We start from the raw sequence: 18,913 nt of genomic DNA, 5'->3' as shown, positions 1-18,913 counted from the left end.
CGCGGGCACTTCCCCCTGACGCCGCTTTGCGGCAGATAGGCGTCTCATCCCTTCGTATGAGGCGACGATGCACGAGGCAAAGATGCACGAGGCGATATGGCGACCCGAATGACCCCGAACGAGATGCTGGCCACGGCCCGCGATCTCCCGCGCCTGTCCTTCACGGAAGCCGACCTCGCCCTCATCCGCTCCGGCACGCCGGCGGTGGCTCCGAAGCTGTCAGCGAAGTACGAGCCCTCCGAAGGCCTCTATTATCTCGCCGCCCCCTCGCTCCACATGGAGTTCGTGGTGGTGAAATCGGAACGGATGCGCCTGCCCTTCCTGACGTTGCCGCGCTACACCATCATGATGGGGTTCGAGCATGGCGATGTCTGGGAGAAGGGGCCGGTGGTCAACCGGCTTCGCGCCGTGCCGTTCATCTTCAAGCGGATGGCGGCAGCCGATAACTGGCTCGACGACGAGTTCGGTCGCAAGAAATAATGCCGCGCGCCGCGCCTTTGGCTCAACCTGCCGGAAAGGATCGGCGCGTAACGGATTGATCCCGCTCGCCGATTCGCGCCGTCGGCGGCCGGCCGCCGACCAGCAGCAGGTCGCTCTCATCCTTCAGGCTCACGCCGGTGAGCTGCCGCGCCAGCGCCTCCTTCAGCAGCCAGGCGAGCTTGAAGGCGGCGAGCTCGTGCGAAAGCCCCTCGCCGCGCACATTGGAAATGCAGTTGCGCTCGGCGTCCGAGCGCCCGGCGCGCGGGGCGAAGGTGAGATAGAGACCGAGGCTGTCCGGCGAGGACAGGCCGGGCCGCTCGCCGATCAGCACCACGCAGGCGCTGGCCTTAAGTCGCTCGCCGACTTCGTCCCCAAGCGCCACCCGCGCCTGACTTGCCACGCACACGGGCCCGACACTCCAGCCCGCCTCGGCGATCCGGGCCTTGAAGGCGGTGAGGAACGGCACCGCCTGTGCATGGATGGCGGTGGAGGACAGACCGTCGGCGACGACGAGGGCGACATCCACCGGTGCCCCCGCCCGCGCCTCCAGCAGCGCCCGGCTCTCCTCCGACAGCCGGCGCCCGAGATCGGGCCGGCGCAGATAGGCGTCGCGCGCCGGGGCGGCGGAGGTCAGTTCCAGCGTCTCGAAGCCGAGCGCCGCGATATCGCCCGCCATGCGGGCGGACTCGAAGGGCAGATGCACCGCATCGCGCGCCTGCGCATGGGCGAGTGCAAACCGCAGCACCTCGCGGGTCGGCATTCCGGTCCCGGCCCGCCCCAAGGCGATGCGCGCGGGGGTAACGCCGGCCAGCCGGCGCCAGCTATCCTCGATCACCGCCCCCTCGATAGCCGCCCCCTCGATAGCCGCCCCCTCGCTCGCCGGGGCCTCGCTCACCGAGTCGGCCGTGAGATCGCCTTCACCCGCCGGCTCGCTCATGCCGCCAGCTCCGGCGCGGCGGCGAGCAGCGGGTGGCTTCCGCGCTGCGTCTTCAGCCGGCCATCCGGCTCGGTGATGCCCATGCGCTGCAGCCACGCCTCGAATTCCGGCGCCCGCTTCAGGCCCAGCACCTCGCGCAGATAGAGCTGGTCGTGGAACGAGGTGGACTGGTAGTTCAGCATCACGTCGTCCGAGCCGGGAATGCCCATGATGTAGGTCACGCCCGCCGCGCCGAGCAGCGTCATCAGCGTGTCCATGTCGTCCTGGTCAGCCTCGGCGTGGTTGGTGTAGCAAACGTCGCAACCGAGCGGCACGCCCATCAGCTTGCCGCAGAAATGGTCCTCGAGGCCGGCGCGGATGATCTGCTTGCCGTCGTAGAGATATTCCGGGCCGATGAAGCCGACGACCGTGTTCACCAGCAGCGGCTTGAACGGCCGGCACACCGCGTAGGCGCGCGCTTCCAGCGTCTGCTGATCGACGCCGTAATGGGCGTTGGCGGAGAGCGCCGAACCCTGCCCGGTCTCGAAATACATCACATTGTCGCCAAGCGTGCCGCGATTGAGCGACAGCGCCGCCTCACGGCCCTCGCGCAGCGTGGCGAGGTCGATGCCAAAGGAGGCGTTCGCCTTCTGCGTGCCCGCAACCGATTGGAACACGAGATCAACCGGCACGCCGCGATTGATCACCTCGGTGGAGGTGGTGACATGGGTTAGCACGCAGGCCTGCGTCGGAATGTCGAAACGCTGGATGATGCCGTCGATCAGCTTGAGCAGTTCGCTCAGCACCGGCACGCTGTCGGAGGCCGGGTTGATGCCGATCACCGCGTCGCCGCAGCCATAGAGCAGCCCGTCGAGGATAGAGGCGGTAACACCCGCCGGGTCGTCGGTGGGATGGTTGGGCTGAAGCCGCACCGCCATGGTGCCGGGCAGGCCGATCGTGTTGCGGAACCGCGTCACCACCCGGCACTTCTTGGCGACGGCGATCAGGTCCTGGTTGCGCATCAGCTTGGACACCGCCGCAGCCATCTCAGGCGTCACGCCGGGGGCAATGGTGGCCAGAACCTCGCTGGTGGCACTGCCAGACAGCAGAAAATCGCGAAAATCGCCGACCGTCATGTGCGAGAGCGTCCGGAAGGCCAGCGCGTCATGGCTGTCGATGATGAGGCGCGTGACCTCGTCTTCCTCATAGGGCACCAGCGCCTCGTTGAGGAAGGTTCTCAGTGGCACGTCGGCGAGGCACATGCGCGCCGCCACATTCTCCTCGGCCGTGGCGGCGGCGACGCCGGCCAGCATGTCGCCGGAGCGCAGCGGCGTCGCCTTCGCCATCAAATCCTTCAGGTCGGCGAAGGCGTAAGTCTGCGATCCAGCGACGGTGCGATAGGCCATGGTGCGGTCCCTGCGGCGCCCTGTGCTCAACGCGGCGCCATGGGCAAAATGTACCCTGCCGCCACGCGCCGGCAAAGCGCAACTTCGGTCCAGTGAGCGCGACTTCTGGCATGCCACGCTGGACGCGGCACGTCCCGGCCGCTACCACGCGCCACGGATTTTCGGAGGAAACGCCATGGCCACCTTCATTCTCATCCACGGTTCCTGGCACTGGGGCGGCTGCTTCCAGAAGGTAGCGAACCTTCTGGGCGCCGCCGGCCATGCGGTGATAGCCCCGGACCTCGCCAGCCATGGCTTCGACCCCACCCCCACCGCCTCCGTCACCGACATTGCCATCTATGCCGCCCCGGTGCGCACCGCACTGGAAGCGATCGAGGGCAAGGCGATTCTCGTCGGCCACTCCGTGGGCGGGGCGACCTGCACCTGGCTGGGCGAGGAAATGCCGGAGCGCGTTGAGGCGCTGGTCTACCTCACCGGCTTCATGGCGCCGCACGGCAAGAGCGCCCGCGATTTCGTCATGACGCCGACCTATCTCAAGGACCCCGCCATCGTCGAAACGCAGGGCATGCTGCGGCTCGGCAAGGAAGGGCTCGGGCTCGATCTTTCCCGCCGCGACCTCATCGCCCGCTCGCTCTATTCCGACTGCACCGCGCACGACATCGACCGCGCGCTGCCCAATCTCGTGCGCCTCACCCCGCACGCGCCCTTCGCCGCCGTCTCGGCCATCACCCCGCACCGCTTCGGCAAGCTGCGCCGGCACTATATCGAGTGCCTGCAGGATCGTGGCCTGCCGCTCGCGGTGCAGCGGGAAATGCAGGTGGCCGTGCCGGGCGCGAAGGTGCATGCGCTCGACACCGGCCATTCGCCCTTCCTCAGCGCCCCGGAAGCGGTCGCCGAGATCTTATTGAACATTTGCTGAGCTCGCGGCGCCACACCTTGCTCTATCCGACGAAGGAGGGGCCCGTGCCCCCTCCCCGGCCGCGCCGGCACAGGCTAGCCTGACCGAACTTCCAGAAGCCGCTAGGCTCACCAAGAGGCACGAATGTCCGATCAGGAAAAGCTCGCCGCGCTGCGGGCGAAATATGCCGGCGTCGGCGGTGGCGTCGTCTATGACGAAACCTTCAAGCGCGTCGCCGAAATGCAGTTCAAGGACGGCGAGAAGCGTGTCTGGCCGTGGGCCGGCGCCGCCACCCTGCTTGACGCCCCCTATCGCCCCGATGTGCAGGAACAGGCCGATTTCGGCGGGCTCGACATGGCGCTGATCGGCGTGCCGATGGACCTCGGCGTCACCAACCGCGCCGGCGCCCGCCTCGGCCCGCGGGCCGTGCGCGCCATCGAGCGCGTCGGGCCCTATGAGCATGTGCTCGGCATGGTCCCCGCGGCCGAGGCGAAGGTGGCCGATATTGGCGACGTGCCGTTCCGCTCGCGCTTCAGCCTCGATTCCTGCCATGAGGACATCGAGGCCTTCTACAAGAAGATCGTGGCGGCAGGCGTCATCCCGCTCTCCTGCGGCGGCGATCATTCCATCACCGGCTCCATCCTCAAGGCGGTGGGCGAGAAGCGGCCGGTGGGCATGCTGCACATCGACGCCCATTGCGACACCTCAGGCACCTATGAGGGCGCGAAGTTCCACCATGGCGGACCGTTCCGCAACGCGGTGCTCGACGGCGTGCTCGATCCCACCCGCACCATCCAGATCGGCATTCGCGGCGGCGCGGAATTCCTGTGGGAGTTCTCCTATGAGAGCGGCATGACCGTGATCCACGCCGAGGAGGTCACTGGCCTCGGCATGCCCGCCATCATCGCCAGGGCGAAAGAGGTGCTGGGCGACGGGCCGGTCTACGTCTCTTTCGATGTCGACAGCCTCGACCCCGCCTTCGCGCCGGGGACCGGCACGCCTGAGATCGGCGGCCTCACCTCGCGCGAGGTGCTGGAACTGCTACGCGGGCTGAACGGGCTCGACGTGATCGGCGGCGACGTGGTGGAGGTGGCCCCGCAATATGACGCCACGTCCAACACCGCCCATGCGGCGGCGCAGGTGCTGTTCGAGATCTCCTGCATGGCGGTGACGGCGCACAAGACGCGGAAGGGCTCGTGATGCGGCTTGCCCTTTTGCAGACGGCGGGCGATCCTGGCAACGACCCCGCCGCCAATCTCGACCGGCTGGACGCGGCAGCCGCGACGGCGGCGGCCGGCGGCGCCGACCTCTTGCTGGCGCCGGAAATGTTCCTCACCGGCTACAATATCGGCCGGGAGGCGGCGCTGGCGAAGGCGGAGCCGGCGGAGGGCCCGAGCGCCCGGCGCGCCGGCGAGATCGCACGCGCGCATGGGATAGGGCTTTGCTACGGCTATCCCGAATTGGGCGAGGGCGGCGCGATCTATAATTCCTGCCTGCTGATCGGCAAGGATGGCGTGCCGCTGCTGAACTTCCGCAAGACCCATCTGTTCGGCGATCTCGACCGGGCGATGTTCGCGCCCGGCGAGGGCTCGGCGGAGGTCGTGTCCTTCGCGGGATACAGGGTCGGCATGCTCATCTGCTACGACGTGGAGTTCCCGGAGGCGGTGCGGGCGCTGGCGCTCGCCGGGGCCGACCTCGTTCTGGTACCGACCGCCAACATGAAGCCCTACGACGCCGTCTCGCATGTCGTCGTGCCGGCGCGGGCCTTCGAGAACGAGCTTTTCGTCGCTTATGCCAATCGCTGCGGGGTTGAAGGCGAGCTCGACTATATGGGGCTAAGCTGCATCGGCGATCCCCACGGCCTCAATCTGGCGATGGCCGGCGATGGCGAGGAACTTCTCGTCGTCGATCTCGACCCCGCGCGGCTGAAGGCGGCGCGGGCGATCAACACCCATGTTCCGGACCGGCGCCCCGAGGTCTATCGCCGGCTGATTCCCTGAGGCCCCGCACTGTGGGCGCGGCATGGGCGGAACCCGATCCACCTATGCCGCGTTCAGTTACCGCTTGGCCTTTCCGCGCGTGGTGGGTGGCCGAGGCAAACGGGGAAAACCATGAATCGTAATATCCTGATCGTCGCCGTCATCGTGCTTGCGGGCGTGGCCGGCTTCTTCGCCTACCAAGCCTATGAGCGGGACCAGAACTCGCTGCAGATCGACGTCGGGCCGGAGGGCGTGAAGGTCGATCCGCCGGGCTGACCGGGCGCACGGCACGGGGGCAGCCAGTGCCACGAAACTCTGGCGCCCCCGGCTGCTTTTCCGGGCCCGATGCTCTAAAAGCGCCTCCAACACCCACCCGGCCGCGCCATGAGGGCGCGCAACCGGCTGCCGTTGCGGAGTGCCTTTATGTCATCCACCCTCGCCGCCGGGCATGCCGGTGCCGTCGCCAATCCCCGCTCGCGCGTCCTGTTGGCGAGCCTGATCGGCACCACCATCGAGTTCTACGACTTCTACGTCTACGCCACGGCGGCGGTGCTGGTGTTTCCGCATCTGTTCTTCCCGCCCGGCAATGACACGACGGCGCTGCTGGCCTCGTTTGCCATCTTCGGCGCCGCCATGGTGGCGCGCCCGCTCGGCGCCATTTTCTTCGGCCATCTCGGCGACAAGCGCGGGCGCAAGGTGACGCTGGTCGGCGCCCTGCTCACCATGGGCATCGCCACCTTCCTCATCGGTCTGCTGCCGACCTTCCACCAGGCGGGCTGGTTCGCCCCGGCCCTCTTGGTGGTGATGCGCCTCGCGCAGGGATTCGCGCTCGGCGGCGAATGGAGCGGCGCGGCGCTGGTGGCGACCGAGAACGCCCCGCCCGGCAAGCGCGCCGTCTACGGCACCTTCCCCCAGCTCGGTGCGCCGCTTGGCTTCATCCTCGCCAATGGCCTGTTCCTCGTCATTGCGGCGCTGCTGCCCTCGGAAGACCCGACGCGCCCCTCCGACGCCTTCCTCGAATGGGGTTGGCGCATTCCCTTCCTGTTCTCCATCGTCATGGTGGCGGTCGGCCTGTGGGTGCGCCTGCACCTCGTGGAAAGCACGGCCTTCAAGAAGACGGTGACGGACGGCAAGGTACACAAGCTGCCGCTCGCCTCGGTGTTCCGCACCCATTTCCGCCAGCTGGTGCTCGGCACCTTCTACATGCTGGCGACCTATGTGCTGTTCTACCTGATGACCACCTTCTCGCTCAGCTATGGCCGCGCCGGCACCGGTGCCGCCCTGCCCGGGCTCGGCTATGACTACACGACCTTCGTGCTGATGATGATTATCGGCGTCGTGTTCTTCGGCATCTTCACCTTGCTTTCGGGCCCCTGGGCGGAGCGCTGGGGCCGCCGCCGGACGCTGATCGCGGTGACGCTGGCCATCATCGCCTTCGGCCTGACCTGGGTGCCGATGCTCGCCGCCGGCCCGGTCGGGGTGATGGCCTGGCTCATTCTTGGCTTCAGCCTGATGGGCATGACCTTCGGCCCGATGGGCGCGCTGCTGCCGGAGCTGTTCCCGGCGAATGTGCGCTACACCGGCTCGGGCATCGCCTACAACGTCTCGTCGATTCTCGGCGCGGCGGTCGCCCCCTTCATCGCCATCGCGCTGTGGGCGTGGGGCGGCGGCAGCCCGTTCTGGGTCGGCATCTACCTCTCGGCGATGGCGGGCCTCACCCTGATCGCGCTGCTGCTCGGCAGCGAAACCCGCGACATCGACATCGAGGCGTAACAACCGCCGGGCAGGTTACTCCCCTGCCCGGTAGCCCACCCCCGGCTCGGTGATAATCAGCGTGGGATTGGCGGGGTCGGCCTCCAGCTTGGCGCGGAGCTGGCCGACATAGACGCGCAGATATTGCGTGTCGTGCTCATGCGCCGGGCCCCACACCGCGCGCAGAATGTGGCGGTGGGTCAGCACCTTGCCGGCATGGCGCGAGAGAAAGGCGACCAGCTCGAACTCCTTGGGGGTGAGCTTGATCTCCTCGCCCCCGCGCAGCACCCGATGGCGGGGAATGTCGATTTCCACCCCTCCCAGCCGCAGCACCGGCGTCTCGCCCTTGTCCTGCATCCGGTGCCGCAGCGCGGCCCGCAGGCGCGCCATCAACTCGCCCATGCCGAAGGGCTTGTTGATGAAATCGTCGGCGCCGAGATCGAGCGCCTCGATCTTCTCCACTTCGCGATCGCGGGCGGAGAGCACGAGGATGGGAACGGGCGACCACTCGCGCAGGCGGCGGATCACCTCCTTGCCGTCCATATCGGGCAGACCGAGATCGAGTATCACCACGTCCGGCTGGCGATTGGCCACCAGCGCCAGCGCCTGCGCGCCCGTGTCGGCCCGCAGCGCCTCATAGCCATTGGCCGCCAGCGCTGGGGCCATGAAACGGTGGATCGCCGGCTCGTCATCGACCACCAGCACGGTGCCCGCGCTCATGCCTCATCCTCCGGCGTCGCGGCCTGCGGGGAAAGCGGCAGCCGCAGCGCGATGCGGGCACCGTTGGTCTGGCCGGGCGCGGGGCTGCGCGCCGCGACCGAGCCACCATGGGCCTCGACGATACCGCGGGTGATGGCAAGCCCAAGCCCCGAGCCGTCGCCGCCATCGCCCGCCCCGCGTGGGGCGCGCACGAACTTCTCGAACACATGCGGCAGCGTCTCGGCCGGAATGCCCGGCCCGTCATCGGTGACCGCAATCACCATCTGACCGTCGATCACGGTGGCGGAGAGGCGGATGCGCGCGCTGGCGCCGGCATAGCGCACGGCATTGGCGACCACATTGCCGAGCGCCTGGTCCATCAGGCTCGGATCGGCTTCGATCAGCGGCAAGCCGGGAGCGCTGGTGACGACGAAGCGCTGGGTGGCGCCGCGCTTCTTCACCGTCGCAACGGCCCGGTTCATCAGTTCCACAACGTCCACCCAGTCGCGCCGCATGTCGAGCGCCCCGGCCTCCAGTCGAGTCATGGAGAGCAGGTTGCGCACCATCAGGTCGAGATTCTCGGCCTCCTCGCGCATCTGAACCAGCAGGTCGTGGCGCGCCTCCTCCGGGATGCCGGGTCCGTAGTCGAGCAGGCTGGTCGCCGCGCCGAGAATGGAGGCGAGCGGCGTGCGAAAATCATGGCTGATGGACGCCAGCAGGATGTTGCGCACCCGCTCGGTTTCGGCGGCGGTCCGCACCCGCGTCACCTCGGCTGAGAGCAGGGTGCGCAGCAGCGCGGCGGCCGTCTGCTCGGCCAGCGTGCCGAGAAGGCCCGCGCTTTCGGTGTCGAGCGGCGCCGTGCCGTCATGCTCGATGCCGACCACGCCGATCCGCCCGCCGCGCTCGCCCCCGCCCAAAGGCAGGAAAAGCCAGGGCGCGCGCGGCAGGGTGCCGGTGCCCGCGCCCGCCGCCTCGCCATGGTCGAACGCCCAGCCGGCCGCCGTCATCGAGGCGGTATCGAGCCGGTCTTCCGGTGGCCAGGCGGCCGTCAGCGCGAGAGCGCCCTCCTGCGCCAGCAGAATGACGCTGGCCCGCCCGAGCGCAGCGTGCAGTTCCACCACGGCCGCTTCCGCCACTGAGCTCCGGTCCGGCAGTGCCGCGAGTTTGCGGGTGAAATCATAGAGCCGCCGTGTCGCCCGCATGCGCTGGGCGGCGAGCCGCGCCTGCTCGCGGGCCCGGCCGGCTATGGCGGAGATGATCACTGCCACGATGAGGAACACCAGCAGCGCCAGCAATTCGTGCGGCCGGGCGATGGTGAAGGTTTCCACCGGGTCGATGAAGAAAAAATTATAAGCGAGGAAAGACAGCCCGGAAGCGAGGATCGCCGGCCACACGCCATGCAGCAGCGCCGGCAGCAGCACGGCGAGCAGATAGAGCATCGAGACGTTCGGCAAGGCGACGAAACGGGTCAGAACCAGGCCGAGCAGCGTCGCCGCCGCCACGCCGAGCCCGGCGGTGACATAGCCGGCCAGCGGGCCGGCCGGCGCCAGCCTGGAGCGCCAGCCGGCACGCGCCTCCCCCGCCTCGGCGGTGACGACATGGATGGCGATGCCAGCGGAGCCGCGCACCAGCGCGTCCGACAGCGGCCGGCGCAGCGCACTGAGCGGCCAGCGGCGCCGGGCCTTGCCGATGATGATCTGGGTGACGTTCTCGAACCGGGCGAAGCGCAGTACTTCGGCCGCCACATCCGCCGCCACCAGCGAGCGCACTTCGGCGCCGAGACTTTCGGCGAGACGCAGACCGGCATCCAGCTTCTGCCGGTCAAGGCTGGCCATCACATGGCCGGGACGCTCCACCGTCACCGCGAACCAGGCGGCGTCCATGAGGTCGGCGAGCCGCTTGGCCTCGCGCACCACCCTCTCCGCCGCCATGTCAGGCCCGACACAGACCAGCAGTCGCTCGCCCGCCGCCCACGGCCCCTCGATCGCCGCGCCCTGCATGCGCTCGACGAGATCGCTGTCGACCTGGGCGGCGACACGGCGCAAGGCGAGTTCGCGCAGGGCGGTCAGGTTGCTGGGCTTGAAGAAGCTTTGCACCGCGCGGGTGGCGGTGTCCTCGACATAGACCTTGCCGTCCGCCAGTCGCTTGAGAAGTTCGTCGGAGGGCAGGTCGACGAGGATGATCTCGTCCGCCTTGCTCAGCGCCGCGTCGGGCACCGTCTCGCGCACCCGCACGCCGGTGATGCGCTGCACCACGTCGTTGAGGCTCTCGACATGCTGGATGTTGAGCGTCGTCCATACGTCGATGCCGGCGGCGAGCAGGTCCTGGACGTCCTGCCAGCGTTTGGGATGGCGCGAGCCTTCGACATTCGAGTGGGCGTATTCGTCGACCAGCAGCAGCGCCGGCCGGCGGGTCAGCGCCGCTTCGAGGTCGAATTCCGGCACCAGCCGGCCGCGATAGGCCATGCCCTTGCGCGGCAGCAGCTCCAGCCCGGCGATCAGCGCCTCGGTCTCGGCCCGGCCATGGGTCTCGACTAGGCCCACGACGACGTCGCGGCCACCCGCCTGGGCGGCGCGGGCGGCGGAAAGCATCGCATAGGTCTTGCCGACCCCCGGAGCGGCGCCAAGGAAAATGCGCAGCTTGCCGCGCGCCTCACGTTCGGCGGCGGCAAGCAGGGCGTCCGGATCGGCGCGAGGGGCCTCCTCACCGCTCATTCTCATCTCCGTCTCACGCGCGCGGCGCATCCTTGGCGAGCGCGTCGAGCGCCAGGTTCAGCGCCAGCACATTGACGCGCGGCTCGCCGAACACGCCGAGCTGCGGGCGCTCTATGTGCGCTTCGACGAGGGCGCGCACAACGCCCACGTCGAGCGCGCGCGCACTGGCGACCCGCGCCACCTGCGCCAGCGCGTTGGCGGGCGTCACGTGCGGGTCGAGTCCGCTGCCGGAAGTCGTCACCGCATCGGCGGGAACCGGGCCGGCGAGGCCTGCCGCGCGAAGGGCGTCGGCATCGGCCTTGAGCCGTTCCGCGAGCTTGGCACTTGTGGGGCCGAGATTGCTGCCGGAGGAGGCAGCGGCATCATAGCCATTGCCCGCCACGGAGGGGCGCGGATGGAAATAGCCGGCAGCGGTGGTGGCTTGGCCGATCAGCGCCGAGCCGACGACCACGCCGTCGCGGACCACGAGCGAGCCATTGGCCTGTCGCGGAAACAGCGCCTGCGCGGCCTCGGTCATCGCCAGCGGATAGGCAAGGCCAGTGAGCAGGGTGAAGGCGATGAGCAGCGTCACCGCCGGGCGGAGATAGATGAGCATGGAACACTCCTTGAGGGGGGCGCGTCACCCCGGACGGCCGAAGGCCGATCCGGGATCGCGGGAAGCAGGCGAACGATCCCGGCGCTTCGGCTTCGCCTTCGGCCGGGATGACAGGCGTTGCCTTACGCCAGGCCGATCGCCACCAGAGCGAGGTCGATCAGCTTGATGCCGATAAAGGGCAGCGCCAGCCCGCCCAGCCCGTAAATGGCGAGGTTGCGCGCCAGCACCGCCCCGGCCTCGCCCGGCCGGTAGGCGACGCCGCGCAAGGCGAGCGGGATCAGCGCGATGATGATCAGCGCGTTGAAGATCACCGCCGAGAGGATGGCGCTCTGCGGCGAGGCGAGCCCCATCACATTCAGCAGACCCAGCTCGGGAATGGCGGCGATGAACAGCGCCGGGATGATGGCGAAGTACTTCGCCACGTCGTTGGCGATGGAGAAGGTGGTGAGCGCCCCGCGCGTCATCAGCAGTTGCTTGCCGATGCCGACGATCTCGATCAGCTTGGTCGGGTCGCTGTCGAGGTCCACCATATTGCCGGCCTCGCGCGCCGCCTGCGTGCCGCTCTGCATGGCGACGCCGACATCGGCCTGCGCCAGAGCCGGCGCGTCATTGGTGCCGTCGCCGCACATGGCGACCAGCCGCCCCTGGCGTTGCTCGGTGCGGATATAGGCCAGCTTGTCCTGCGGGGTGGCCTCGGCGATGAAATCGTCGACGCCGGCCTCGGAAGCGATGGCGGCGGCGGTCACGGGGTTGTCGCCCGTCGCCATCACCGTGCGGATGCCCATGCGGCGCAGTTCGGCGAAGCGCTCCTTGATATCAGGCTTCACCACGTCCTTGAGGTGGATGACCGCCAGCAGCCGGCCATTCTCGGCCAGCCCCAGCGGCGTGCCGCCGGAGCGGGCGATCCGCTCCACCGCCGCATCGAAAGCGGCGATGCCGGTAGAAGCGTGCGGGTCGACCCCGTGCACGAAGCGCTTGATGGCGTCGATAGCGCCCTTGCGAATGCGCCGGCCGGCGACATCGACACCCGAGAGCCGGCTCGCCGCCGAGAACGCGACGAAGCTCGCCCCTTCCAGCGCCGCCGTCTCGGGGGTGATGCCATAGGTCTCGCGCGCCAGCGCCAGGATCGAGCGCCCTTCCGCCGTCTCGTCGGCGAGGCTCGCCTGCACCGCGATCAGCGCCGCCTCATGCGGATTGATGCCGGGAACCGGGATGATCTCCGACGCCATGCGGTTGCCGAAGGTGATGGTGCCGGTCTTGTCGAGCAGCAGCGTGTCGACATCGCCCGCCGCCTCCACCGCGCGGCCGGACATGGCGAGCACATTGTGGCGGATCAGCCGGTCCATGCCGGCAATGCCGATGGCCGAGAGCAGGCCGCCGATTGTGGTCGGGATCAGCGTCACCAATAGCGCCACCAGCACCGGCACCGGCACGTCGGCCGCCGCATAGCGCCCAAGCCCCGCCAGCGAGACCACGGCGATGAGGAAGATCAGCGTCATGCCGACCAGCAGCACGGAGAGCGCCAATTCGTTCGGCGTCTTCTGCCGCTCGGCGCCTTCCACCAGCGCGATCATCCGGTCGAGGAAGGAGGAGCCCGGCGCGGCGGTGATCCGCACCACCAGCCAGTCGGAGATAACAGTGGTGCCGCCGGTCACGGCCGACCGGTCGCCGCCGGATTCGCGGATCACCGGCGCGCTTTCGCCTGTTATGGCGGCCTCGTTGACCGAGGCGATGCCCTCGACGATCTCGCCATCGCCGGGAATGAGATCGCCCGCCTCGACCAGCACATGGTCGCCGATCTTGAGATCGAGCGCCGATACCGTGTCGAGCCCGGTGCGGATGGCGGGATTACGCAGCCTTTTGGCCACCGTGTCGGTGCGCGCCTTGCGCAAGGAATCGGCCTGGGCGCGGCCCCTGCCCTCCGCCAGCGCCTCGGCGAAGGTGGCGAACAGCACCGTGAACCACAGCCACGCCATGATCTGGCCGGTGAAAGCCAGCGGGTTGCCGGCGACAAGATCGCGGACGAACAGCACGGTGACGAGGGCGGCGACCACCTCGGTGACGAAGATCACCGGGTTGCGCATCAGCGCCACCGGATTGAGTTTGACGAGGGCATCACGCGCCGCCCGCCCGATCAGCTCGGGTGAGGCGAAGGCGGAGGTCGCCTTGGTTTGGGTGGACATGGGAGTCTCTCCGGAACGGCGGGATCAGAAGGTCTTGCTCAAAAGGTCTTGCCGGCCAGCATCTGCACCTGCTCGGCGATCGGGCCGAGGGCGAGAGCGGGGAAGAACTGCAGGCCGCCGAGAATGAGGATGATGCCGATCATCAGCCCGACGAAGAGCGGGCCGTGGGTCGGGAAGGTGCCGGTTGAGGCGGTAAGGCGCGTCTTGGCGGCGAGCGAGCCGGCGATGGCCATCATCGGTACGATGTAGGCGAAGCGCCCGCACAGCATGGCGAGCCCGAGCGTGGTGTTCCACCAGGGCGAATTCGCCGAGAGCCCGCCAAAGGCCGAGCCATTATTCCCCGCCGCCGAGGAATAGGCGTAGAGGATTTCCGACAGGCCATGCGGGCCGGCATTGCCGAGGCCGGACAGCGCCGCCGGCAGCACCGCCGCGACGCCGGAAAAGCCGAGAATGGCCGCCGGCAGGATGAGAATGGCGAGCATGGCCATCTTCACCTCCTTCGCCTCGATCTTCTTGCCGAGATATTCCGGCGTGCGCCCGACCATCAGGCCGGCGACGAATACGGCGAGAACCGCCATAACCAGCAGGCCGTAGAGCCCGGAACCGACGCCGCCGGGAAGGATCTCGCCGAGCTGGATCAGGAACAGCGGCACCATGCCGCCGAGCGGGGTGAACGAGCCGTGCATGGCGTTCACGCCGCCATCGGACAGGCCGGTTGTCACAGAAGCGAACAGCGCCGAGGCGGAGAGGCCGAAGCGGACTTCCTTGCCCTCCATATTGCCGCCGGCGGGGTCGATGCCGGCCGCGACCAGCGAGGGAGTGCCTGCGGCCTCGGCCCAATAGGTGATGGCGATGCCGGCGACGAGGATGAGGCCGATGGCCGCCACCAGCGCCCGCGCCTGCCGCCGGTCGCCGATCAACCGGCCGAAGGCGAAGATGAGCGCGGTGGAGATGACCAGCATCTGCCAGATCTCCAGCGCATTGGAGAGCGGGCTGGGATTCTCGAACGGGTGCGCGGCATTGACGTTGAAGAACCCGCCGCCATTGGTGCCGAGCTGCTTGATCGCCATCTGCGAGGCCACCGGCCCCATGGCGAGGGTCTGCTGCGCGCCGTCCAGCGTCGTGGCGGCGACCGCTGCCTGAAGCGTCTGCGGCACGCCCATGGCCACCTGTACCAGCGCTGTGACCACCGCCAGCGGCAGCAGCACATAGAGCACTGAGCGGGTCATATCGACAAAGAAATTGCCGACGCCCGGCGCGTTGGAACGGGCAAAGGCCCGCACCAGCGCCACCGCCAGCGCAAGCCCGGTGGCGGCAGAGAGAAAGTTCTGCACGGTGAGCCCCGCCATCTGGCTGAACAGGCTCATCGTGGTCTCGCCGCCATAGGACTGCCAGTTGGTGTTGGTGACGAAGCTGGCCGCCGTGTTGAAAGCGAGGTCGGGAGCGAGGCCGGCAAAGCCCAGCGGGTTGAGCGGCAGCACGCCCTGCAGCCGCAGCAGCGCATAAAGCAGCACCACGCCCGCCGCGTTGAAGGCGAGCATGGCGAGGGTGTAGCCGAGCGCGCTCTGCTCGCGGGCCGGGTCCACCCCGGCAAAGCGGTAGAGCACCCGCTCGAACGGTCCGAGCAGCGCGGAGAGCAGCGTGCGCTCGCCGGCATAGATACGCGCCATATAGGCGCCGAGCGGCACGGCGGCGACGAGCACGAGCGCGAGAATGATGGCTATCTGAAGCCAGCCTTGAACGGTCATGGCATGTGGACTTTCGCGAAGAGGGAAGAGCCGGTCAGAACTTCTCGGGCCGCAGCAGCGCGGTCACGAGGTAGCCGGCAAGAGCGAGGGCGACGGTGCCGCCGAGCAGAAGATCGAACATGGCCTCACCCCTGTGATGCGAAACGGGCATAGGCCGCCATCAGCAGGAAGAAGCCGATGGAGAGGGCGAGATAGACGAGATCGAGCATGATTCCAGCTTCCTGGTTGAGCTGGCACTTCATCTAGGCCGGACCGGATAAGCGTTCGATCCGGAATGCTGCGCCGCACCGTAAAGACCGCATAAAGACCGGCTGCCGACGCCGGCCGGGCTCGCGCCGAGTGGTGGCACGCGCTTTTCCGCCCCGATGCCGGGGGGTTGCGCCGCAGCACTCCCCATGCAACTGATACATTGTATCACTTCGCATGTGGAGCGTTCCTATGTCCGACACCCGCCTTCCGGTCACGGTTCTTTCCGGCTTCCTCGGGGCCGGCAAAACCACCCTGCTCAACCATGTTCTGGCGAACCGCGAGGGGCTGCGCGTCGCGGTCATCGTCAACGACATGTCGGAGGTGAACATCGACGCCGAGCTGGTGCGGGCGGGCGACGCCAATCTCTCGCACACGCAGGAAAAGCTGGTCGAAATGACCAATGGCTGCATCTGCTGCACCCTGCGCGACGACCTGCTCGCCGAGGTGAAGCGCCTCGCCGATGAAGGCCGCTTCGATTATCTCCTCATCGAATCCACGGGGATCGCCGAGCCGCTACCCGTCGCCGCCACCTTCGAGTTCCGCGACGAGGACGGCTTTTCGCTGTCCGACGTCGCCCGGCTCGACACCATGGTGACGGTGGTGGATGCCGCCAACCTGCTGCGCGATTTCGGCTCCCGCGACTTCCTGCGCGACCGCGGCGAAGTGGCGGGCGAAGAGGACGCCCGCACGCTGGTCGACCTGCTGACCGACCAGATCGAGTTTGCCGACGTGATCGTGCTCAACAAGGTCTCCGACGTCGCCCCGGCGCGCCGCAAGGAGGTTCGCGCGGTGGTGAAGGCGCTGAACCCGGATGCGGTCATCATCGAAACCGACCAGGCCAATGTGCCGATGAAGGACATTCTCGGCACCGGCCGCTTCGATTTCGAGCAGGCGCATGAGCACCCAACCTGGTTCAAGGAGCTCAACGGTTTCAAGGACCATGTGCCGGAAACCGAGGAATACGGCATTTCCAGCTTCGTCTACCGCGCCCGCCGGCCGTTCCACCCGGAGAAGTTCAACGCTTTCCTCGCCCGCACCTGGCCGGGGCTGGTGCGGGCCAAGGGGCTGTTCTGGCTGGCGACCCGGCCGCGCCGGGTGGGCGAGATGTCGCTGGCCGGCGCCATCTGCCGCACCGGCTCCATCGGCCAGTGGTGGGCGGCGATCCCCACCGAGCACTGGCCGACGCAGCCCGATTGGCGCTCATGGCTGCGCCAGCACTGGACGCCCGGCTATGGCGACCGCCGGCAGGAACTGGTGTTCATCGGCGTGAACCTGGACGAGGCCGCGATCCGCGCCGCGCTCGATGCGTGCCTTGTCGGCCCGCTCAAGCCCACCCTGTTCGATCCCGAGCCGCTTAAGCACCTGTCGGACCCGTTCCCGGACTGGGAGCGCGTGCCGGCCTGAAGGGGGAGTGGCGGCGCCGATCGGTGCCGCCGCCGCTCTCCGCCGGAGGGCATCATGCCGGCTGAACGATAATCACCCGAAACGGAGCCAAAAACCGCCGTCCATTGCCGGATCGGATCTAACTCCCTCAACTGATTTTCGCGGGAGGCCCTAAAGAGACCTCTCCAGAAGAAACTCGGTTCGCAGGCGATGGCACTCCCTCAGTATCGCGTGTCTCAATGGGCGGCTCTTTGCAGCGTTCTCATCGTCACCAGTACGCTCGTCACGTTCATCGTTGCCGCGATAGGCTTCAATGCGGCGCGTATCGGCAGTCCGACCTACGACCGAATAATCGCCGGCAAAGACATCATCGCCGACATATTGCCGCCGCCGCTTTACGTCGTCGAGGCCAACCTCGAAGCGCTGATCGCCTTGAGCAAGCCCCACACCGCCGCCGCCCGTGCAGCACGCTTTGCCCAGCTGAAGCGGGATTTTGATGGCCGTATAACCTATTGGGACGGTCAGGTGCTGCCGCCTGAGCTGAGCAGCGCCATCGACAAGATCGACGCGACGGCGGCGCCCTTCTGGAAGATCGGCGCGACGGAGCTGTTCCCCGCGCTTGTCGCGGGCGACACCGCGGAGGCGGCGGAGGCGGCGGAGCGGATGGGCGACGCCTACACTGTCCATCGCCTCGCGGTCGATTCCACCGTGCTCATGGCCGAGGGCTTCGCCGCCGCCAATCAGGCGGATGCGGAGACAACCATCCGCGAGACGATCCAGGCAAGCAGCGCCGCCGGCCTCGCTACGCTCGCGCTGGTGCTGTTTTCTCTGTTCGCCGTCATCTTCCGGCTCACCCGACCGCTCGCGGAACTCGCCGGCGCGCTGGCGGCCTTGGCATCGGGCAACCGCGCCGTCGCGATACAGGGTCTTGCCCGCAAGGACGAATTGGGCGAACTCGCCCGCGGTCTCGACGCATTCCGCCGCACCCTCGAGGAGGGTGACAGTATGCGGAACGCCCAGGCCGACGCTGCCAAGCGCAACGCCGCGCAGCTTACCGCCGAGCGTCACGCCCTGGCGGAGGCGTTCGAGGAATGCATGGGTGCTCTCGCCGAAGGCTTCGTCGCCTCCTCCAAGGAGGTTCACGGCGCAGCACAGCAACTGTCGCAGGCGGCCGAGGGAGCGGCCCTACAGGCGCAGATCGTGGCGAACGCCGCCGATGAATCGACCGGCAGCGTACGATCGATCGCCGCAGCCACAGAGCAAATATCCAGCTCGGTCAACGAGATACTGGGCCGGACGGCCGAGTCTTCGGGCATCTCCACTCAGGCGGCGCAGGAAGCTGCGATCATGCGGGCCAACATCCAGGGGCTCACGCAATCGGCCGAAGCCATCGGGCAGGTCATCCATCTCATCAGCGCCATCGCCTCGCAGACCAATCTGCTGGCGCTCAATGCCACCATTGAAGCGGCCCGCGCCGGCGACGCCGGACGCGGCTTCGCGATCGTGGCGACCGAAGTGAAGCAGCTCGCGGCTCAGACCGCAGCGGCCACCGAGGAAATCGGGCAGAAGATCTGCGACATCCAGGCCGCAACCGGACAGACCGTCGCCTCGGTCGAGACGATTGCAGCAACCGTTGAGAAAATTCGCGCGATTTCCGCCCTGGTGGGGTCGGCTGTTGAAGAACAGGGAGCGACCACCTCCAACATCGCGCTTAACACCCAGCGCGCCGCGCAACGAAGCGAGGATGTGAATGCCGGCATTGGCGGCCTGGGAACGGCCGCGCGCACCGTCGGCGCCGCATCCACGCAGATGATCGGCCTCTCCGACGCGCTCTCAAGCCGGGCGAGCCGGCTTCGGGACGAGGTGGCGACATTCGTGCTGAACCTGCGCGCAAGCTGACGCAGGCGCGCG

General features: G+C 68.1%; 16 protein-coding genes. 8 read left to right on the top strand and 8 right to left on the bottom strand.

Annotation, left to right across the window (positions count from 1 at the left end; genetic code table 11):
- Window positions 1–96 precede the first annotated feature (96 nt).
- Window positions 97–480 carry a hypothetical protein gene (locus tag A3M1_RS0119970; RefSeq protein ID WP_245261769.1) on the top strand — a complete coding sequence of 128 codons (384 nt, stop codon included), beginning with the start codon at window positions 97–99 and terminating at the stop codon, window positions 478–480.
- Window positions 481–502: 22 nt separating this feature from the next.
- Here the strand turns inward: A3M1_RS0119970 and eutC are convergent, their stop codons facing one another.
- A complete protein-coding gene (eutC, locus tag A3M1_RS0119965; protein ID WP_018390761.1) occupies window positions 503–1,417 on the bottom strand; it encodes an ethanolamine ammonia-lyase subunit EutC in 915 nt (304 codons plus the stop codon).
- On the bottom strand, window positions 1,414–2,802 hold the full coding sequence (locus tag A3M1_RS0119960) for an ethanolamine ammonia-lyase subunit EutB (RefSeq protein ID WP_018390760.1): 1,389 nt from the start codon (window positions 2,800–2,802) through the stop codon (window positions 1,414–1,416). Before A3M1_RS0119960 ends, eutC begins: the two co-directional genes overlap by 4 nt.
- 175 nt (window positions 2,803–2,977) lie before the next feature.
- On the opposite strand from A3M1_RS0119960, the gene A3M1_RS0119955 reads away from it, so the two are divergent.
- The 5 genes from A3M1_RS0119955 to A3M1_RS0119935 all read left to right on the top strand — a co-directional run bounded on the left by A3M1_RS0119955 (window position 2,978) and on the right by A3M1_RS0119935 (window position 7,452).
- A complete protein-coding gene (locus A3M1_RS0119955) occupies window positions 2,978–3,721 on the top strand; it encodes an alpha/beta fold hydrolase (RefSeq protein ID WP_018390759.1) in 744 nt (247 codons plus the stop codon).
- 123 nt (window positions 3,722–3,844) lie between these two features.
- Window positions 3,845–4,900, top strand: a complete 1,056-nt coding sequence (gene speB / locus A3M1_RS0119950; protein ID WP_018390758.1) for an agmatinase — start codon at window positions 3,845–3,847, stop codon at window positions 4,898–4,900.
- A complete protein-coding gene (locus A3M1_RS0119945; RefSeq protein WP_018390757.1) occupies window positions 4,900–5,700 on the top strand; it encodes a carbon-nitrogen hydrolase family protein in 801 nt (266 codons plus the stop codon). The genes speB and A3M1_RS0119945 overlap by 1 nt, the downstream gene beginning before the upstream one ends.
- A gap of 111 nt (window positions 5,701–5,811) precedes the next feature.
- Window positions 5,812–5,955, top strand: coding sequence for a hypothetical protein (locus A3M1_RS26770; protein WP_018390756.1), 144 nt, complete (start codon window positions 5,812–5,814; stop codon window positions 5,953–5,955).
- 147 nt (window positions 5,956–6,102) lie between these two features.
- On the top strand, window positions 6,103–7,452 hold the full coding sequence (locus tag A3M1_RS0119935) for an MFS transporter (protein ID WP_018390755.1): 1,350 nt from the start codon (window positions 6,103–6,105) through the stop codon (window positions 7,450–7,452).
- 15 nt (window positions 7,453–7,467) lie between these two features.
- Here A3M1_RS0119935 and A3M1_RS0119930 read toward each other — a convergent pair whose 3' ends face one another.
- From A3M1_RS0119930 to kdpF, 6 genes are all read right to left on the bottom strand, one after another.
- A complete protein-coding gene (locus A3M1_RS0119930; RefSeq protein ID WP_018390754.1) occupies window positions 7,468–8,151 on the bottom strand; it encodes a response regulator in 684 nt (227 codons plus the stop codon).
- On the bottom strand, window positions 8,148–10,844 hold the full coding sequence (locus A3M1_RS0119925) for a sensor histidine kinase KdpD (RefSeq protein ID WP_018390753.1): 2,697 nt from the start codon (window positions 10,842–10,844) through the stop codon (window positions 8,148–8,150). The genes A3M1_RS0119930 and A3M1_RS0119925 overlap by 4 nt, the downstream gene beginning before the upstream one ends.
- A 13-nt stretch (window positions 10,845–10,857) precedes the next feature.
- Window positions 10,858–11,439, bottom strand: coding sequence for a potassium-transporting ATPase subunit KdpC (gene kdpC, locus A3M1_RS0119920; RefSeq protein WP_018390752.1), 582 nt, complete (start codon window positions 11,437–11,439; stop codon window positions 10,858–10,860).
- A 122-nt stretch (window positions 11,440–11,561) separates the two neighbouring features.
- Window positions 11,562–13,622, bottom strand: coding sequence for a potassium-transporting ATPase subunit KdpB (kdpB, locus tag A3M1_RS0119915; RefSeq protein ID WP_018390751.1), 2,061 nt, complete (start codon window positions 13,620–13,622; stop codon window positions 11,562–11,564).
- A gap of 38 nt (window positions 13,623–13,660) precedes the next feature.
- Window positions 13,661–15,370 carry a potassium-transporting ATPase subunit KdpA gene (gene kdpA, locus A3M1_RS0119910; protein WP_018390750.1) on the bottom strand — a complete coding sequence of 570 codons (1,710 nt, stop codon included), beginning with the start codon at window positions 15,368–15,370 and terminating at the stop codon, window positions 13,661–13,663.
- 34 nt (window positions 15,371–15,404) lie between these two features.
- Window positions 15,405–15,521, bottom strand: a complete 117-nt coding sequence (gene kdpF / locus A3M1_RS26040) for a K(+)-transporting ATPase subunit F (protein WP_081620328.1) — start codon at window positions 15,519–15,521, stop codon at window positions 15,405–15,407.
- 287 nt (window positions 15,522–15,808) lie between these two features.
- Here kdpF and zigA point away from each other — a divergent pair, with 287 nt between their 5' ends.
- Together zigA and A3M1_RS0119890 are read left to right on the top strand one after the other, a co-directional pair.
- Complete coding sequence (gene zigA / locus A3M1_RS0119895) at window positions 15,809–17,023, top strand: zinc metallochaperone GTPase ZigA (protein ID WP_018390748.1); 1,215 nt, start codon at window positions 15,809–15,811, stop codon at window positions 17,021–17,023.
- Window positions 17,024–17,212: 189 nt separating this feature from the next.
- Window positions 17,213–18,901, top strand: coding sequence for a methyl-accepting chemotaxis protein (locus tag A3M1_RS0119890; protein WP_018963993.1), 1,689 nt, complete (start codon window positions 17,213–17,215; stop codon window positions 18,899–18,901).
- The last annotated feature ends 12 nt before the right edge of the window (window positions 18,902–18,913 follow it).

It is taken from the genome of Ancylobacter sp. FA202 (assembly GCF_000380205.1).
Classification (GTDB): domain Bacteria; phylum Pseudomonadota; class Alphaproteobacteria; order Rhizobiales; family Xanthobacteraceae; genus Ancylobacter.
The sequence above is the reverse complement of the archived record's forward strand: the minus strand, read 5'-3'. Positions and strand labels throughout refer to the sequence as shown.

Excerpts from the sequence above, each read along its gene's own strand:
- A3M1_RS0119970 (WP_245261769.1), top strand. The coding sequence starts at position 97 with ATGGCGACCCGAATGACCCCGAACGAGATGCTGGCCACGGCCCGCGAT.
- eutC (WP_018390761.1), bottom strand. The coding sequence starts at position 1,417 with ATGAGCGAGCCGGCGGGTGAAGGCGATCTCACGGCCGACTCGGTGAGC.
- A3M1_RS0119960 (WP_018390760.1), bottom strand. The coding sequence starts at position 2,802 with ATGGCCTATCGCACCGTCGCTGGATCGCAGACTTACGCCTTCGCCGAC.
- A3M1_RS0119955 (WP_018390759.1), top strand. The coding sequence starts at position 2,978 with ATGGCCACCTTCATTCTCATCCACGGTTCCTGGCACTGGGGCGGCTGC.
- speB (WP_018390758.1), top strand. The coding sequence starts at position 3,845 with ATGTCCGATCAGGAAAAGCTCGCCGCGCTGCGGGCGAAATATGCCGGC.
- A3M1_RS0119945 (WP_018390757.1), top strand. The coding sequence starts at position 4,900 with ATGCGGCTTGCCCTTTTGCAGACGGCGGGCGATCCTGGCAACGACCCC.
- A3M1_RS26770 (WP_018390756.1), top strand. The coding sequence starts at position 5,812 with ATGAATCGTAATATCCTGATCGTCGCCGTCATCGTGCTTGCGGGCGTG.
- A3M1_RS0119935 (WP_018390755.1), top strand. The coding sequence starts at position 6,103 with ATGTCATCCACCCTCGCCGCCGGGCATGCCGGTGCCGTCGCCAATCCC.
- A3M1_RS0119930 (WP_018390754.1), bottom strand. The coding sequence starts at position 8,151 with ATGAGCGCGGGCACCGTGCTGGTGGTCGATGACGAGCCGGCGATCCAC.
- A3M1_RS0119925 (WP_018390753.1), bottom strand. The coding sequence starts at position 10,844 with ATGAGCGGTGAGGAGGCCCCTCGCGCCGATCCGGACGCCCTGCTTGCC.
- kdpC (WP_018390752.1), bottom strand. The coding sequence starts at position 11,439 with ATGCTCATCTATCTCCGCCCGGCGGTGACGCTGCTCATCGCCTTCACC.
- kdpB (WP_018390751.1), bottom strand. The coding sequence starts at position 13,622 with ATGTCCACCCAAACCAAGGCGACCTCCGCCTTCGCCTCACCCGAGCTG.
- kdpA (WP_018390750.1), bottom strand. The coding sequence starts at position 15,370 with ATGACCGTTCAAGGCTGGCTTCAGATAGCCATCATTCTCGCGCTCGTG.
- kdpF (WP_081620328.1), bottom strand. The coding sequence starts at position 15,521 with ATGCCCGTTTCGCATCACAGGGGTGAGGCCATGTTCGATCTTCTGCTC.
- zigA (WP_018390748.1), top strand. The coding sequence starts at position 15,809 with ATGTCCGACACCCGCCTTCCGGTCACGGTTCTTTCCGGCTTCCTCGGG.
- A3M1_RS0119890 (WP_018963993.1), top strand. The coding sequence starts at position 17,213 with ATGGCACTCCCTCAGTATCGCGTGTCTCAATGGGCGGCTCTTTGCAGC.